General features: G+C 67.8%; 7 protein-coding genes. 4 read left to right on the top strand and 3 right to left on the bottom strand.

The annotated features are described in order from the left end of the window. The first annotated feature begins 189 nt into the window (after positions 1-189). Both KXV01_RS06945 and KXV01_RS06940 read left to right on the top strand, forming a co-directional pair. Positions 190-3534, top strand: a complete 3345-nt coding sequence (locus tag KXV01_RS06945) for a GH92 family glycosyl hydrolase (RefSeq protein WP_099485838.1) — start codon at positions 190-192, stop codon at positions 3532-3534. Further along, positions 3531-4274, top strand: a complete 744-nt coding sequence (locus KXV01_RS06940; RefSeq protein WP_099495284.1) for a basic secretory protein-like protein — start codon at positions 3531-3533, stop codon at positions 4272-4274. Before KXV01_RS06945 ends, KXV01_RS06940 begins: the two co-directional genes overlap by 4 nt. A 392-nt stretch (positions 4275-4666) precedes the next feature. On the opposite strand, the gene KXV01_RS06935 is transcribed toward KXV01_RS06940, so the two are convergent. Both KXV01_RS06935 and KXV01_RS06930 read right to left on the bottom strand, forming a co-directional pair. Next, the gene (locus KXV01_RS06935; RefSeq protein WP_005419150.1) at positions 4667-6958 is read right to left on the bottom strand and encodes an NADP-dependent malic enzyme; all 2292 of its coding nucleotides are present in this window, start codon (positions 6956-6958) and stop codon (positions 4667-4669) included. Positions 6959-7187: 229 nt separating this feature from the next. Beyond that, complete coding sequence (locus KXV01_RS06930; RefSeq protein WP_099495286.1) at positions 7188-8531, bottom strand: dicarboxylate/amino acid:cation symporter; 1344 nt, start codon at positions 8529-8531, stop codon at positions 7188-7190. Positions 8532-8862: 331 nt separating this feature from the next. On the opposite strand from KXV01_RS06930, the gene KXV01_RS06925 reads away from it, so the two are divergent. Next, positions 8863-10032, top strand: a complete 1170-nt coding sequence (locus KXV01_RS06925; RefSeq protein WP_263467624.1) for a porin — start codon at positions 8863-8865, stop codon at positions 10030-10032. 66 nt (positions 10033-10098) lie between these two features. Further along, positions 10099-12741 (top strand): PAS-domain containing protein, encoded by a 2643-nt coding sequence (locus KXV01_RS06920; protein ID WP_263467623.1) that lies wholly within the window; start codon positions 10099-10101, stop codon positions 12739-12741. A 557-nt stretch (positions 12742-13298) separates the two neighbouring features. Here the strand turns inward: KXV01_RS06920 and KXV01_RS06915 are convergent. Continuing rightward, positions 13299-13949, bottom strand: a complete 651-nt coding sequence (locus KXV01_RS06915; protein ID WP_049415316.1) for a response regulator transcription factor — start codon at positions 13947-13949, stop codon at positions 13299-13301. Positions 13950-13963: the final 14 nt, after the last annotated feature.

Here is a 13963-nt window from a genome sequence, read left to right as displayed (position 1 = left end):
CGCGCGGCGGCTGTTGCAGGATCGGGCAAGGTCGCACCCCGACCCACCCAATCCAACCCGATCGCATGGCCCGCCCCCACCGGACCGGCATCGCCTCTTCCACTGCCAGCCTGGCGGGCGGAGCGATGCTGTCCGTGGTATCCGCCGATGCGGGTTCGCCCGCCGCCAGCCCTTCCGGGAGACCCTTGCATGACCCTGTCCGATCCGCGCCGCGCCCTGCTTCCGCTCGCCCTGGCCCTGGCCTGTGCGACCCCTGCGATGCCGGTGCTGGCGCAGGGGCTGCAGACCTCGTTCGAACCGGGCGAACCTGCCCCGGCGCAGGCCACCGGTGCGCTTCAGGTCACGATCGGCAATGGACCGGCCGCGCCCTACGCCGCCAAGCGCAACGCCGGCTACAGCGGCCTGCATGCGCTGCGCTACAGCAGCGAAGGCGGCAGCGCGCGGCGCGAACTGTTCAAAGCCGACCTGCCCATCGAGGCCGATACCACGCTGTCGTGGCTGGTGCTGCCGGAAATCGTCGGCAAGGACACCGTCGCCTCGACCTATGTATCGCTGGACCTGCTGCTGGACGATGGCAGCCGCGTTTCGGCCGGTGCGGCACGCGACCAGCATGGCGTGGCGATCGGCGCGCGCGCGCAGGGCGAATCGAAGACGCTGTACCCGCAGCAGTGGGCCCGCAAGGCGGTGCGGCTGGGCGACGTGCCCACGCTGAAGGGCCGCCGCGTGGTGGCGATCGAGCTGGAGGTGGCCAGTGCCGAGGGCGCGCCGGTCTCTGGCTGGATTGATGACGTGCGCCTGGATGCCCAACCGCGGCAGCGGCCGCAGCGCGTCTCCGACTGGGTGCTGACCACCCGCGGCACCCAGGCCAACGGCACCTTCTCGCGCGGCAACAATTTCCCGGCCACGGCGGTGCCGCACGGGTTCAACTTCTGGACCCCGGTGACCGACGCCGGCGCACTGAACTGGCTGTACCGCTGGAACGAACAGAACGATGCGCAGAACCGCCCGCAGCTGCAGGCGCTGGCACTCAGCCACCAGCCCAGCCCGTGGATGGGCGACCGCCAGACCTTCCAGGTGATGCCCTCGGCCAGCCGTGGCGTGCCGGACGCCGACCGCCGCAAGCGCGCGCTGTCGTTCGACCGCCGTCATGAAAGCGCGCGCCCCTACCGCTACGACGTGCGCTTCGACAATGGCATCGCTGCTGCCATCGCACCGACCGACCATGCCGCGCTGTTCCGCTTCGAGTTCCCCGAGGGCGGTGACGCCAACCTGCTGTTCGACAATGTCGATGCGCGTGGCGGCCTGACCTTGGACACGGCCACGCAGACCCTCAGCGGCTATACCGATACGCGCAGCGGCCTGTCCAACGGCGCCAGCCGCATGTACGTGGTGGCCAGCTTCGACAAGCCGTGGCGCAGCAGCGGCCGCCTCGAGACCGGCCGCCCGACCGGTTACATCAAGTTCGATGCCGGCAGCGACCGGCAGGTGACGATGCGCATCGCCACCTCGCTGATCTCGCTGGAACAGGCGCGTCACAACCTGGCGCTGGAAATCTCCGCCGCCGACACGCTGGAAAGCGTGGCCGGCCGTGCGCAGGATGCATGGGACGCGCGCCTGGCCCGCTTCGACATCGGCGATGCCAGTGACGACCAGAAGACCACGCTGTACTCCAGCCTGTACCGGCTGTACCTGTACCCCAACTCCGGCCACGAGAATGCCGGCAGCGCGGCCGCGCCTGACTGGCGCTACGCCAACCAGGCCAGCGCCAGCGACGACAACACCGAGGGCAGCGCGAACCGCAGCTTCACCGGCGTGCGCGATGGCAAGGTGTTCGTCAACAACGGCTTCTGGGACACCTTCCGCACCACCTGGCCGGCCTATGCACTGTTCACGCCGGACGATGCCGGGCAGATGGTGCAGGGCTTCATCGAGCAGTACCGAGCCGGTGGCTGGATCGCACGCTGGTCGTCGCCGGGCTACGCCGACCTGATGGTCGGCACCAGTTCGGACGTGGCCTTCGCCGATGCGTGGCTGAAGGGCATCGGCGGCTTCGATCCGGCCGAGGCCTACGCCGCCGCGCTGAAGAACGCGACCGTGGTCCCCCCCGACCGCCATGTCGGCCGCAAGGGCATGGACCGTTCGACCTTCCGTGGCTACGCCAGCGCGGACGTGCACGAAGGCATGTCGTGGACGATGGAAGGCGCATTGAATGACTTCGGCATCGCCAACATGGCCGAGGCCCTGGCCAAGCGCGCGACCACGCCGGCCGCACGCGAGCGCTACAGCACCGAGGCCGACTACTTCCGCCATCGCGCCGCCAGCTACGCGACGATGTTCGATCCGGCCGCCGGCTTCTTCCAGGGCCGCAAGGCCGATGGCCAGTGGCGCGTGGACGCCAGGGCCTACGACCCGCGCGTGTGGGGCCACGACTACACCGAATCCAATGGCTGGACCTTCGCCTTCACCGCCGTCCACGATGGCGAAGGACTCGCCGCGCTCTATGGTGGCCGTGACAAGCTGGCAGCGAAGCTGGATACCTTCTTCTCCACGCCGGAAACCGCCGACCCCGCGTTTGCCGGATCCTACGGCGGCACCATCCACGAGATGACCGAAGCGCGCGATGTGCGCATGGGCATGTACGCGCACAGCAACCAGCCGGCGCACCACATCCCATGGATGTACCTGTACGCCGGGCAGCCGTGGAAGACCCAGCAGCACGTGCGCGAGATCCTGTCGCGGCTGTACGTCGGCAGCGAGATCGGCCAGGGCTATCCGGGCGACGAGGACAACGGCGAGACCTCCGCGTGGTACGTGCTGGCCTCGCTGGGCCTGTACCCGCTGCGCATGGGCGCCCCGGAGTACGTGATCGGTTCACCGGCATTCGAACATGCGAGGGTGGAACTGCAGGGCGGCGCGGTGCTGACCGTGAACGCGGCCAACAACTCACGCGAGAACGTCTACGTGCAGTCGCTGAAGATCAATGGCAAGCCGTGGACGAAGACCTGGGTGCCGCACGAGCTGATCGCCAAGGGCGCGACGCTGGACTTCGTGATGGGGCCGCAGCCGTCGCGCTGGGGCAGCGGCGTGGATGACGTGCCGCGCTCGCTGACCGCGCGGGGCCAGCGCCCGCAGCTGCTGCACGACCTGCTCGGCAGTGGCGCCAAGGCGACGCTGGCCGATGGCCGCGCCCTGCCGGCGCTGGTCGATGACGATGCGGCCACCACCGTCGGCCTGGGCGGCGGCGCAACCATCGCACTGACCGGCCTGGGCGACGGCGCGCCGACCATGTATACGCTCACCAGCGGTGACGGTCGCATCCAGGGCGGCGAATGGACGCTGGAAGCGCGCAGTGGCAACGGCCGCTGGATGGTGATCGACCAGCGCAGCGGCGAAGCGTTCGAGTCTGCCCGCCAGACCCGACCGTTCCGCATCGCCAAACCCGGTCGTTACAGCGAGTATCGGCTGCGCCTGGCCGCACCGGGCCGGCTGCCGCTGGCGGAGATCGAACTGTTGGCGCCCAGCGCCGTACAATGAGCCCCATGCGCTACCGTCTGCTGCCTCTGGCCCTTGTTGCCCTTTCCTTCTCCAGCTTCGGCCAGACCCAGGCCTTTGATGCGCAGCTGACCCGCGACGGCGTGACGCTGAACTACCAGGACGCCCGTGGCGCCCTGGCCGCGCCGCAGCGCAAGCGGATCATCGATACGTTCTACTTCGCCTACCTGCGCGAACGTGCGGACTTCCACCCGGCCGCGCCGTCGATGGTGCGCATCGTGATCGACCCGGACTACACCGGGATCGCCTTCGTCGGTGACAAGGACCAGGCCGCAACGATCACCATCAACCCGGGTTGGCTGGCGCAGCACCCCAACGACATCGACCTGGTCACCCATGAGGCCATGCACATCGTGCAGGGCTATCCGGGCTATGGCGACGCACGGGTGCCGGGTTGGCTGGTGGAGGGCATCGCCGACTACGCACGCGACCGCTACGGCATGGACAATGCCGCTGCGGGCTGGGCACTGCCGGGCAAGGTCGAGAAGGGGCAGAACTTCGACAGCGGCTACCGTGTCACCGGTGCGTTCCTGAAATGGGCCGACGCCGAACATCCGGGCCTGGTGCTGGCACTGGACAAGGCCCTGCGCGACGGCCGCTATGCACCGGCGCTGTGGCAGAAGCACACCGGCAAGGCACTGCCGGCGCTGTGGGCGCAGTACGCCAAGCCGCGTTCCGACGCTCCGCCGCCGGCCCCTGCACGCCGCGGCAAGCGGCGCTGACGCCCCCGCTGTCGCCGGCGCCTCAGCGCGACTGCACGAAACCGGCGTACAGCGCGAACAGCTGCTGGAAGTACCGCCGCGCCACTCGATTGCGCATGACACCCTCGCCGATGGGAAGTTGGTCGGGCCCAGGGTGGGAAGGCCGGTCCGGTCCCTTCCCACGGCCGGGCCGCGTGGGCGTATTGGGCCGCAGCGGCGTTGCAGGGAAATGACCGGGCGGCGTAGCGCGTGTGGCACAGACCGGAGTAGGACCGGCCGCTGGCCGGCTGCCGTCGTGTATCTGAACACGATTGGGGTTGCCGGCCAGCGGCCGGCACTACCCGTTTCCGCTGCGCGGAAACAAAAACGCGCCCCGTGGGGCGCGTTTCCGCAGCTGTCGCTGGAAAGAAGGCTTATGCCTTCTTTTCCGCTTCCAGCTGCTTCCTGATCTGCGCATCGACCGCCGCAATGGCGGTCATGTTCAGGATCCGGCGCGAGGTCGCGCTGGTGGTCAGGATGTGCACCGGCTTGTTCACGCCCATCAGGATCGGGCCGATCGCCACGCCGTCGGTGAACACGCGCACCAGGTTGTAGGCGATGTTGGCCGCTTCCAGGTTCGGCAGCACGAACAGGTTGGCGCGGCCCTGCAGGGTCGAGCCCGGCAGCAGCTTCTGGCGCAGCGCTTCATCCCATGCGGTGTCGCCCTGCATTTCGCCATCCACGTTCAGGCGCGGGTTGCGCTTGAGCAGCAGCTCGCGCACCTGGCGCATCTTCAGCGCATCCTTCGAATCATGGCTGCCGAAGTTGGAGTGCGACAGCAGCGCCACCTTCGGCTCGATGCCGAACAGCTTCATGCGATAGGCCGCCTGCAGGGTCGCCTCGCACAGCTGCTCGGCGGTCGGATCTTCCTGCACGTGGGTATCGACGAAGAAGAACACGCCCTGCTGGTTGATCACGCCGGTCATCGCCGAGGTCGAGGTGACCTTCGGCTCCAGCGGCAGCACGCTGCGCACGTAGCCCAGCTTCTTGTGGAAGCGGCCGACGATGCCGGTCAGCATCGCATCGGCTTCGCCACGGGCGACCATCACCGCTGCGATCAGGGTCGGGCGCGAACGCATCAGGTTCTTCGCCGCGGCCACGGTCACGCCACGGCGCCCGGTCAGGCCGTGGTAGTACTGCCAGTATTCGTTGAAGCGCGGGTCGTCGTTGATGTTGGTGACTTCAACGTTCTCGCCGATCTTCAGGCGCAGGCCGAGGCGCTCGATGCGCGACTCGATCACTTCCGGGCGGCCGATCAGGATCGGATGCGCCAGGCCGTCATCGACCACGTTCTGCACCGCCTGCAGCACCACTTCCTCTTCGCCCTCGGCGTACACCACGCGCTGCTTGTCGCTGCGCGCGCGGTCGTACACCGGCTTCATCATCAGGCTGGTGCGGTAGACGAACTGGGCCAGCTTGTCGCGGTAGGCGCCCATGTCCTCGATCGGGCGCGAAGCCACGCCCGAATCCATCGCGGCCTGGGCCACGGCGGCCGACAGTTCCACCAGCAGGCGGCGGTCGAACGGGCGCGGGATCAGGTATTCACGGCCGAAGCTCGGGGTCTCGCCGCCGTAGGCCGAGCCCATGTCGGTGGCCGCGCGGCGCGCCAGCGCGGCGATGGCGCGCACGCAGGCGATCTTCATTTCCTCGTTGATCGCGGTGGCGCCCACGTCCAGCGCACCACGGAACAGGTACGGGAAGCACAGCACGTTGTTGACCTGGTTCGGGTAGTCCGAACGGCCGGTGCCGATGATCGCGTCCGGACGCGCAGCGCGCGCCACCTCCGGCATGATTTCCGGGGTCGGGTTGGCCAGCGCGAAGATCACCGGGTCCGGCGCCATGGTCTTGACCATGTCGGCGGTCAGGATGCCCGGTGCCGACAGGCCCAGGAAGATGTCCGCGCCGTCGACGATCTCGGCCAGGGTGCGCTTGTCGGTGTCGCGCGCATAGCGCTGCTTTTCCGGGTCCAGGTCGGTACGACCGGTGTGGATCACGCCCTCGCGGTCGAAGGCCAGGATGTTCTCCGGCTTCAGGCCCAGCTGGACCAGCATGTTCACGCAGGAAATGCCGGCCGCGCCCATGCCCGTGGTCGCCAGCTTCACTTCCTCGATCTTCTTGCCGGTGATCGCCATCGCGTTGAGCACGGCCGCGCCGACGATGATCGCCGTGCCGTGCTGGTCGTCATGGAACACCGGGATCTTCATGCGCTCGCGCAGCTTGCGCTCGACCACGAAGCACTCCGGCGCCTTGATGTCTTCCAGGTTGATGCCGCCGAAGGTCGGTTCCAGCGAGGCGATGATGTCGACCAGCTTGTCCGGGTCGGTTTCATCCACTTCGATGTCGAACACATCGATGCCGGCGAACTTCTGGAACAGCACGCCCTTGCCTTCCATCACCGGCTTGCCGGCCAGCGCGCCGATGTTGCCCAGGCCCAGCACCGCGGTGCCGTTGGAGATCACCGCCACCAGGTTGCCGCGGGCGGTCAGCTCGCTGGCCTGCTGCGGGTCGGCCTTGATCGCTTCACAGGCATACGCCACGCCCGGCGAATACGCCAGCGACAGGTCGCGCTGGGTCAGCATGGGCTTGGTAGCGGAAACCTTGATCTTTCCCGGCGGGGACATCCGGTGGTAATCGAGGGCGGCCTGTTTGAAATCTTCGTTGGACATCGATGTGGGTTACATGAATGGGCAGAAGGGACAGGGGATCATACCCCCGTTGGAGCGTCTGGACCTGTCGCTATCCTGTCGCAACCATGCTGCGACCGCACAATTCCGTACCGTATGCGACGGGAGCCCAGACCAGCATCGGCGCTGCCCATGACAGCCATGGGACGCCCTGAAACGCCGCGGGGCCGTACCACTGACGTGACCGGCCCCGCGGTACCACACACCTGGATCAGCCCTTGGCCGGCAGCGCCTCGGGCAGCGCATCGACCGGCGGCGGCAGTTCGCTCTCGCGGCCATCCAGCGCCAGCTGCAGGCGGTTGCGGTCCAGCGCGCCTTCCCAGCGCGAGACCACCACGGTGGCCACCGCATTGCCGATGAAATTGGTCAGCGAGCGGCATTCGCTCATGAAGCGGTCCACGCCCAGGATCAGCGCCATGCCAGCCACCGGCACCTCCGGCACCACGGCCAGGGTGGCGGCCAGGGTGATGAAGCCGGCGCCGGTGACGCCGGCCGCGCCCTTGGAGCTGAGCATGGCGACCAGCAGCAGCGCGATCTGGTGGCCCAGGGTCAGTTCGGTGTTGGTGGCCTGGGCGATGAACAGCGCCGCCAGGGTCATGTAGATGTTGGTGCCGTCCAGGTTGAACGAGTAGCCGGTCGGGACCACCAGGCCCACCACCGACTTGCTGCAGCCGGCGCGTTCCATCTTCTCCATCAGCGACGGCAGCGCCGACTCCGACGAGGACGTGCCAAGCACCAGCAGCAGTTCGGCCTTCAGGTAGCGCGCCAGCTTGAACACCGAGAAGCCGCACAGGCGGCAGACCACACCGAGGATCACCGCCACGAACAGGAAGGCGGTGAGGTAGAACGAGCCGACCAGCCAGGCCAGGTTGATCAGCGAACCGACGCCGTACTTGCCGATGGTGAAGGCGATCGCACCAAAGGCGCCGATCGGGGCGGCCTTCATCAGGATATGCACCAGCTTGAACACCGGGGCGACCAGCGCCTCCAGGAAATTCAGCACCGGCTTGCCCTTCTCGCCCACCATCGCCAGCGCGATGCCGAACAGCACGGCCACGAACAGCACCTGCAGGATGTTGCCATCGACAAAGGCACTGAGCAGCGTCTTCGGAATAATGTCCATCAGGAACCCGACCAGGGTCAGGTCGTGCGACTTCTCGACGTAGCTGTGCACTGCAGTCTGGTCCAGCTCGGCCGGGTTGATGTTCATGCCCGCGCCGGGCTGCACCACGTGAGCCACGATCATGCCGACGATCAGCGCCAGCGTGGAGAAGAACAGGAAGTACGCCATCGCCTTGGCGAACACGCGGCCCACCGTGCGCAGGTGGGTCATGCTGGCGATGCCGGTGACGATGGTGAGGAAGATCACCGGCGCGATGATCATCTTCACCAGGTTGATGAAGGCATCGCCGAGCGGCTTCATCTTCTCGCCAACCAGCGGTTCGTAGTGGCCGAGGATGGCACCCAGGACGATCGCCACGATCACCTGGAAGTACAGCTGGCGATAGATCGGCAACGGCTTTGCAGGCACCGCTGCTGCGGTCGGGATGTGCATGGCGGACTCCGGAAGGGGCGTTTTCAGGCACGTACGGTCCCGGGACTGCACGGGAACCGTTACCGTGGAAACTGATCGCAGGTCCTGTACAGCACGCACAGGGGTGCGACCAATGGACGCCTTTGTACGCGCCAGGCACGCCGGCGCAGATAACCTATTGGTACTAGCCCCCCGGTTCAGGTGGCACAGGTGCCTACACTGGCGCCGCACCGCCCATAAACGGGAAGGCCGGTGGCCCGGGCTGAACGGCTGGGCATGTCCCTGCGAAAGTTTCGGCCCCTGCGGCCGTTGATGTCCTGTCCACACGCAATCTGAGAGAGCCGCACCCAACATGCGCCCGAATCCCACCTTGCTGGCCCTGTCGCTGGCCGCCCTACCCGCCTTCGCTTCGGCTGCGGATTTCGACAACTGGCCGACCAGGTACACCTTCGGGGATGGCACCGAACTGGCGGCCACCGCCAACATCGCCTACGACTACAACGACTTTTCCTCGGCCAGTGGCCTCGAGGACGACGACGCCGTGCGCCGCAAGGAATTCGGTGCGACGCTGAAGAAGAAGGGCGTGTACGACGCGATGGTCTACTACGACTTCCAGGCCGATACCTGGCTGGACGTGTTCGTGCGCTTCGAGAGCAAGGCCTTCTTCGACCGCGACATCGGCCGCTTCCGCTTCGGCTACATGAAGACCCCGGTCGGCCTGGACGCGAACACGTCCTCGCGTGCCGGCAGCTTCCTGGAAACCTCGCTGCCGGTGCAGGCCTTCTACGAAGGTCGCCGTACCGGTGTGGAATGGGTGCTGGAGCGCCCGCAGTACCTGCTGCAGGCCGGCGCCTATGGCGGCAAGGACCTGCAGGGCGACAACCCCGGCACCACTCAGGCGGTGCGTGCGGTGTGGACGCCGGTGAAGGCACCGGGTGACGTTATCCACCTGGGCCTGGCCTACTCGCAGGAGAACCCACGCGGCTACAGCGATGGCCGCGACGTGCACCACGAGGCCAGCGCCCGCCTGCGCGCGCGCCCGGAAGCCGGCCTGACCGACATCCGCTACGTCGATTCCGGCGCGCTGGTCACCGCCGACCAGATCCGCCGCACCGGCCTGGAAGGCATCTGGATCCATGGCCCGTTCTCGCTGCAGGCCGAAGCGCTGCGCGCGACGGTCACCCGCCATGACGGCAAGCCCGACTTCACCGGCAGCGGCCAGTACGCGATGGCCAGCTGGGTGCTGACCGGCGAATCGCGCCCGTACAACGCTGGCGCGGTGGCCAACATCAAGCCGGCGCACAACTACGGTGCAGTGGAACTGGTGGCGCGCTACAGCCGCCTGGACCTCGACGATGGCGACATCCTCGGTGGCCGCCAGCACGACCTGACGTTGGGTGCGAACTGGTACCTGACCAGCCACTTCAAGTTCCAGGCCAACTACGTGAAGGTCGACGCCAGCCGTCGTGGCGTGCACAGCACGCCGGAGATCTTCGAGCTGCGCGCGCAGATGCACTTCTGACCCCTTCCACGTCAGACCCCGGCGGGCGTGCACGCCACGCCCGCCGGCCCTGCGTAGACTGCCGCCATGTACTGGCTCAGCCGCCACCGGATGCTGTTGCTGACGATCCTGGTGATGGTCGGTGGCACCGTGCTGTGCGCGGTCGCCGCTGGCCATTACGCCTGGCGGCGCGCGCTCGGCGACGAAAGCAGCCAGGTGCAACGCCAGCTGCAGCTGTATGGCCAGGGCCTGCAACAGCGCATCGACCGCTTCGGCACCTTGCCGCAGGTCATGGCGCTGGATCCGGATCTGCTGCACGCACTGCGTGTGCCGCCCTCGCCCGGCGAACGGCAGCGACTGAACCTCAAGCTGCAACGTGCCAATGAAGTCACCCGGGCCTCGACCCTGACGCTGGTCGGCCACGATGGTGTGGCGGTGGCCGCCAGCAACTGGGACCAGCCGACCAGCAACGTCGGCGAGAACTACAGCTACCGTCCTTATTACCGCCAAGCCCTCGCCCAGGGCCGTGGCCGCTTCTACGGCATCGGCATGACCACCGGCGTGCCCGGCTATTACCTTTCGCAGGCCATTGAGGATGACGGCAAGCGGCTCGGCGTGGTGGTGATCAAGGTCGAGCTGTCCGCGCTGGAACAGGAGTGGTTGAGCAGCCCTGACGTGGTGCTGGCCAGCGACGACCATGACGTCGTGTTCCTGGCCAACCGGGACAGCTGGCGCTACCGGCTGCTGCGTCCGCTGCGTGCCGGTGAGCGCCGCGAAATGCTCGATGCCCGTCAGTACGCCGACCGTGCCCTGCAGCCCTTGCGTGCACGTACCGAAGACGTGCTGTCCGATGGCGGCCGCATGGTGCGGCTGCTGGATCCTGCGCTGCCGCAGCCGATGCTGTGGCAAAGCCTGCCGCTGCCCGCCGAGGGCTGGAACCTGCACCTGCTGCACGACGCCAGCGCCGCTACTGCTGCCGGTCGCGCGGCGGCACTGACCGGCGGTGCCGCGTGGCTGGCCCTGGGCTTCCTGGTGCTGTTCGTGCAGCAGCGCAGGCGCCTGGCCAAGCATCGCCTGCGCAGCCGCCGCGAACTGGAAACCCTGCTCAAGCAGCACGCACAGGAACTGCGCACCGCACAGGATGGCCTGCTGCAGGCCGCCACCGATGCCGACAGCGGCCTCAGCCGCAGCCTCGAACACCTGCCACAGGGTGTGGTGGTGATCGACCGGGAACTGCGCCTGGTCGCGTGGAATTCGCGCTACCTGGAACTGTTCCGCTTCCCCGTGGACCTGGTGCGCGTTGGCCGGCCGATCGAGGAACTGTTCCGCTTCAACGCGCGCCGTGGCCTGCTCGGTCCCGGCCCGGTGGACGAGGCCATCGAGCGCCGCCTGAACCACCTGCGCAGTGGCCGCCCGCATATGCGCGAGAGCGAGAAGGACGACGGCACGGTGCTGGAGATCCGCGGCAACCCGCTGCCCGACGGCGGCTTCGTCACCAGCTATGCCGACATCACCAGCTACAAGAACGCGGCGCGCGAACTGCGCTCGCTGGCCGATGCGCTGGAACACCGCATCGCCGAGCGCACCCGCGACCTGGACGAAGCGCGCCGCGAGGCCGAGCAGGCCAACCGCTACAAGACCCGCTTCGTCGCCTCGGCGGTGCACGACCTGCTGCAGCCGCTCAACGCTGCGCGCATGTTCGTCTCGGTGCTGCGCGGCAAGCTGGGCGACCCGGCGCAGCAGCAGACTGCGGACCATATCGACGCTGCGTTGGCCGCGCAGGATGCGATCCTCAACAGCCTGCTGGATATCGCGCGCCTGGAATCGGGCAGCCTGCCCACGCGCGTGCAGGCGTTCCGACTTGGGCCGCTGCTGCAGACGCTGGCGCGCGAATTCGGCATCGCCGCACAGTCGCGTGGGCTGATGGTCGACTGGGTTGATACCGATGCGGTGGTGGTCAGCGATGAAGCGCTGCTGCGCCGCATCCTGCAGAACTTCCTGTCCAACGCACTGCGCTACAGCGAACGCGGCCGCGTGCTGCTCGGCTGCCGCCGCCGCGACGGACTGCTGTGGATCGAAGTGCACGACCAGGGCCCGGGTATTCCCGACGCGTTGCAGGGCGAGATCTTCGAGGAATTCCGCCGCCTGCACGATGGCCAGCAGCGCGGCGCGGGTCTCGGCCTGGCGATCGTCGACCGCATTGGCCGCCTGCTGGGTCATCCAATCCGACTGCGCTCGCAGCTGGGCAAGGGCAGCGTGTTCGCGGTGGGCGTGCCGTTCGGCGAAGCCAGCGCGATTCCGGCCACCGCACCTGCGCCGGCACTGGCGCAGGAACCGGCTGCGGACAATCCGCTGCGTGGGCGCCGGGTGTGGGTGATCGACGACGATCCGCACGTGTGCGCGGCCAGCCGCGCACTGCTGGAGCGCTGGGGCTGCGAGGTGGCGCTGGCCGACGGCCCACCAGCGGCGCTGCTGATGGCGGCAACAGGCTCGGTACCGGAGCTGGTGCTGCTGGACGTGCGCATGGGCGATCACCACGGGCCGGTGCTGTACGAGACCTTGGCCGAACAGTGGCAGACCCGCCCGCCGGTGGTACTGGTCACTGCCGAGCGCGATGCGGGATTGCGTGAGATGGCCGCCGAGCGCGGCTGGGGAATGATGGCCAAGCCGGTGAAGCCGCCGGCGCTGCGGGCACTGATGAGTCAGTTGCTGATCCGGCATCGCGGGTAGTTTCCAGCCAACGGCGCAGCCCCTCGTGGGTGGCCACGCAAAGCAGTTCAGCGGTGGGGCCGGGTAGATGGGCTGCACAGGGGACGCTGCAAGTACGTCCCTGTAAGCTCGGTCGCCGCATCCATGCGGCTCACGCCCCTGCGCAGCCCATCTACCCGGCCACGGACACGTTCCGTGCACGTCCACCCCGGAGAAGAAAAAAGATCAAAAGCGGGTCGCGCGCTGCGCTTGCTCGTGTAGAGCCGAGTCCATGCTCGGCCTCGCGGACCGGCCGCAAAGCAGCCGAGCGTGGGCTCGGCTCTACAACAGGCCGCCTGCCAGGCTGCCTTTGCTTTTGATCTTCTTTTCTCTTCCGTGGGTGAGGAACACCCGGAATCTGTCAGCGGCCGGGTGGGTGGGTAGTGCGGGGTGTCCGCGGCATGGATGCCGCGGCCAAGCCCCCAAGGACGGGTTTACGGCGTCCCCGCACTACCCACCCACCCGGCCAGCCCTCAGCAATCCGGCTTTCCACGACCAACCAGACACCACCCACGAGGGGCTGCGCCGTTGGCTGGAAACTACAACCCGATGCCGGCGTCGCCTTCAGGCTCCAGCGCCTTCACCAGCACCGCGGCCTGGGTGCGGCTATGGCACTCGAGTTTTTTCAGGATGGCGGTGACATGCACCTTCACCGTGTTCTCCGCCAGCCCCAGCGTGTAGGCGATCTGCTTGTTGAGCAGGCCATCGGCCAGGCACAGCAGCACGCGGAACTGCTGCGGGGTCAGCTGGGCCAGTCGACTGGCCAGCAGGGCGTCGGCTTCCGAACGCTCGGCGGCCATCGCCGGAAACCACAGGCCGCCATCGAGCACCGCCTGCACGGCCTCGCCGATGGTCTCGGCCGGGGCCGACTTCGGGATGAAGCCGGCGGCGCCGAACTGCTGGGCGCGGCGGATCACCCGCGGATGGTCGTTGGACGAGAGGATCACCACCGGGATGTCCGGATGCGAACCACGCACGTGCAGCAGCGCGGAAAAACCGTGTGCGCCTGGCATCGTCAGGTCGAGCAGCACCAGGTCCACGTCCGGCTGTGCGTCGAGCGCCTCAGCCAATGCCTCGGCACTGGCCACCTCGCGCACCTGCGCCAGCGGCAGGCTCTGCCGCAAGGACTGCACCACCGCCGAACGCAGCAGCGGGTGGTCATCGGCGATCAGGATGGTGTATTCGCTCATGCCGCCATTGTACG

It is taken from the genome of Stenotrophomonas sp. Ps181 (assembly GCF_025697425.1).
Lineage (GTDB): Bacteria > Pseudomonadota > Gammaproteobacteria > Xanthomonadales > Xanthomonadaceae > Stenotrophomonas > Stenotrophomonas sepilia.
Note: the sequence above shows the minus strand (reverse complement) of the source record. Positions and strands in the feature narration are given on the sequence as shown.

What these genes read in the sequence shown, in the direction of transcription:
- KXV01_RS06940 (WP_099495284.1), top strand. Translation starts at nt 3,531, where the DNA reads ATGAGCCCCATGCGCTACCGTCTGCTGCCTCTGGCCCTTGTTGCCCTT.
- KXV01_RS06920 (WP_263467623.1), top strand. Translation starts at nt 10,099, where the DNA reads ATGTACTGGCTCAGCCGCCACCGGATGCTGTTGCTGACGATCCTGGTG.
- KXV01_RS06930 (WP_099495286.1), bottom strand. Translation starts at nt 8,531, where the DNA reads ATGCACATCCCGACCGCAGCAGCGGTGCCTGCAAAGCCGTTGCCGATC.
- KXV01_RS06945 (WP_099485838.1), top strand. Translation starts at nt 190, where the DNA reads ATGACCCTGTCCGATCCGCGCCGCGCCCTGCTTCCGCTCGCCCTGGCC.
- KXV01_RS06915 (WP_049415316.1), bottom strand. Translation starts at nt 13,949, where the DNA reads ATGAGCGAATACACCATCCTGATCGCCGATGACCACCCGCTGCTGCGT.
- KXV01_RS06925 (WP_263467624.1), top strand. Translation starts at nt 8,863, where the DNA reads ATGCGCCCGAATCCCACCTTGCTGGCCCTGTCGCTGGCCGCCCTACCC.
- KXV01_RS06935 (WP_005419150.1), bottom strand. Translation starts at nt 6,958, where the DNA reads ATGTCCAACGAAGATTTCAAACAGGCCGCCCTCGATTACCACCGGATG.